Raw genomic sequence first — 2,251 nt, 5'->3', positions numbered from 1 at the left:
AAACCAAAAACCCCCGACTTTCTCTAGGAAAATCAGGGGTTTGCGTTTTCAGAATGTGGCGGTGAAGGAGAGATTCGAACTCTCGATACAGTTTCCTGTATACACACTTTCCAGGCGTGCTCCTTAAGCCACTCGGACACTTCACCGTATCTCTTCAAACCAATTCAGTCTGTCGAGGCGCGCTAATGTAGTCGATAGCTTTTCAGATGGCAAACTTTTTTTTCAGAATTTTCATGCGCTTAAGGCCGATCCCTCGTTGAAGGGCCCCCGCCCCCATCGACGACAAGGCAAACCGGCCATTCTCCAGCCTCGCCCACAGCTATATAGAAGAAACCACCCGTTACCCGCAGCGCCATGCAGGCCGATGTCGGGCCATAAGCCTGACTCACCAGTCAGTCATGGCGCTTTACCAGATCTGTTGTGGTGGGTAACGTCTGCTGCACTTCAATACAAGGAATTGCGTCATGAGTGAGTTGATTTCCTACCATCTCGAAGACGGTATCGCGACCCTGACCTTGAGCAATGGCAAGGTCAATGCCATCTCCCCGGACGTGATTGCCGCTTTCAATGCCGCGCTGGATCAAGCAACGGCCGATCGCGCAGTGGTGATCATCACCGGTCAGCCGGGGATTCTTTCCGGCGGTTACGACCTCAAGGTGATGACCGCCGGCCCGAAAGAAGCGGTGGCGCTGGTGACCCTGGGTTCGACCCTGGCTCGCCGCCTGCTGTCCCACCCCTTCCCGGTGATCGTGGCGTGCCCCGGCCATGCTGTGGCCAAGGGCGCCTTCCTGCTGCTGTCGGCGGACTACCGTATCGGCGTCGACGGGCCATTCAGCATCGGCCTCAATGAAGTACAGATCGGCATGACCATGCACCACGCAGGGATCGAACTGGCCCGTGATCGTCTGCGGCGCTCGGCCTTCCATCGCTCGGTGATCAATGGCGAGATGTTCGATCCTCAGAGCGCTGTGGATGCCGGCTTCCTCGACAAGGTGGTGAGCGCCGAGGAACTGCAGGGCGCCGCCCTGGCTGCAGCACGGCAACTGAAGAAGATCAACATGCTGGCCCACAAGAACACCAAGCTGAAAGTGCGCAAGGCACTGCTGGAGACGTTGGACAACGCCATCATCCAGGATCAGGAACACCTGAGCTAAAACACCCGCTGCCTCTGAACCAGCCCGACCTCCGTGTCGGGCTTTTTGCATTCGGCTGAACACCCAGCACCAACCGCTCTAGACCGCTGCTGGTCATCGCAGTCGGAAACATGCCCTTAAACATCGCCCATCTCCCGGCTGAGAACGGTAATTGCCGAAAACAGTGCACATCCGTACACTGCGCCACCTTTTGTCCCCGGTGGGCCGTTTAGATGCTGTATCTGTTTCGTATGTCGTTGATGGGCCTGCACTTTATCCTGGCCGGCAGCCTGGGCCTGCTGTTGGGGCTGTGCCGCCCGTTCAACCCGGACAACAGCCGCCTATGCGCCCGCCTCTACGCCTGGCCGGCCATGTGCATTCTGCGCCTGCGGGTCAAAGCCGAAGTCGGGCCACTGATGGACAAACCCGAGAGCTGCGTGATCATCGCCAACCACCAATCCAACTACGACCTGTTCGTGTTCGGTAACGTGGTACCACGACGCACCGTGTGCATCGGCAAGAAGAGCCTGAAATGGGTGCCTCTGTTCGGCCAGTTGTTCTGGCTGGCAGGCAACGTCCTGATCGACCGCGGCAACCCGCACAAAGCCCGGCGCTCGATGCTCACCACCACCCACACCCTGCAGCACAAGGACACCTCGATCTGGGTCTTCCCGGAGGGCACGCGCAACTTCGGCGAAGAGCTGCTGCCCTTCAAGAAAGGCGCCTTCCAGATGGCCATCGCCGCCGGCGTGCCGATCGTGCCGGTGTGCGTCAGCAGCTACATCAAGCACATGCGCCTGAACCGCTGGAACGGCGGCAAGATCCTTATCCGTTCGCTGCCGGCTATCCCCACGGTCGGGCTGACCATGGACGATATGCCATTGCTGATTGCCCAGTGCCGCGAGCAGATGCGCGAGTGCATCGCCAATATGGATCGCCAACTGCAAGCGGCCTGAAGCTGCCGGCACATCAGTGACACTGCCAAGCCCGCCTCGTGCGGGCTTTTATTTGTCGGCGAACTCGAGCTCTGCCAGTGACTCTGATGCTGCATTGCAGGCTAAGCTGCTGCTGATCTTTCATCGCCACCATTGATAAGAAGAAGTGAACCGCAACCATGG

2 protein-coding genes and 1 tRNA gene are annotated in these 2,251 nt (G+C 58.7%); 2 read left to right on the top strand and 1 reads right to left on the bottom strand.

Translation table 11 applies throughout. From position 1 onward, the window contains the following. Positions 1-56: 56 nt before the first annotated feature. A tRNA-Ser gene (locus BLX41_RS16605) sits at positions 57-146 on the bottom strand. A 318-nt stretch (positions 147-464) separates the two neighbouring features. Between BLX41_RS16605 and BLX41_RS16600 the strand changes: the two genes are divergently transcribed. Beyond that, positions 465-1,154, top strand: a complete 690-nt coding sequence (locus BLX41_RS16600; RefSeq protein WP_123725772.1) for a crotonase/enoyl-CoA hydratase family protein — start codon at positions 465-467, stop codon at positions 1,152-1,154. A gap of 212 nt (positions 1,155-1,366) precedes the next feature. Continuing rightward, positions 1,367-2,089, top strand: coding sequence for a lysophospholipid acyltransferase family protein (locus BLX41_RS16595; protein ID WP_123725771.1), 723 nt, complete (start codon positions 1,367-1,369; stop codon positions 2,087-2,089). Positions 2,090-2,251: the final 162 nt, after the last annotated feature.

This window comes from Pseudomonas protegens, assembly GCF_003732485.1.
GTDB lineage: Bacteria > Pseudomonadota > Gammaproteobacteria > Pseudomonadales > Pseudomonadaceae > Aquipseudomonas > Aquipseudomonas protegens_B.
The sequence above is the reverse complement of the archived record's forward strand: the minus strand, read 5'-3'. Positions and strand labels throughout refer to the sequence as shown.